The sequence below is a fragment of the Alkalibacterium sp. m-11 genome, from assembly GCF_054658155.1.
This window is the reverse complement of record NZ_BAAGIR010000395.1, coordinates 1-380: the sequence shown is the minus strand read 5'-3', so window position 1 is coordinate 380 and position 380 is coordinate 1. Positions and strand designations below refer to the sequence as shown.

Sequence of the window (380 nt, the reverse complement as noted above, 5' to 3'; positions counted from 1 at the left end):
AAGTCCAATGGGACAACTGAAGAAAATGTTTGGGTAATGAAACACACAGAATGAGCCATTTTAATATTAAAATTGAAGAGTTACCATCTCTAGAAAAAAAGTTTCCGCCAAAGTCTTGACACATACGTGCAGCTGGAGAGCCTGGCTCTTCGAAAGGAATTACAGGCGCACGTTTCAATCTGTCTCCAATGAGTGATGATTTCGAAACGATTATTCTCAATCTGTCATCCGATACTGCTTGCGCTTGATCTGGCTGTTGCTGATTTTATCGACCGGTTCAACCGGGTGAAGCTGATCTTTTTCATAGAGGTAAAAGCGGCTCAGATCTGCCGTGTATTTGAGGGTCACTCGCTGACCAATGTACGCATAACCGACTTCGA

Annotated in this window: 1 protein-coding gene; it reads right to left on the bottom strand. The window is 43.2% G+C overall.

Translation table 11 applies throughout. From position 1 onward, the window contains the following. Positions 1 to 220: hypothetical protein (locus ACYQ2O_RS12935; RefSeq protein ID WP_459796803.1), on the bottom strand; the 220-nt coding region annotated here is incomplete at its 3' end. Positions 221 to 380 lie beyond the last annotated feature (160 nt).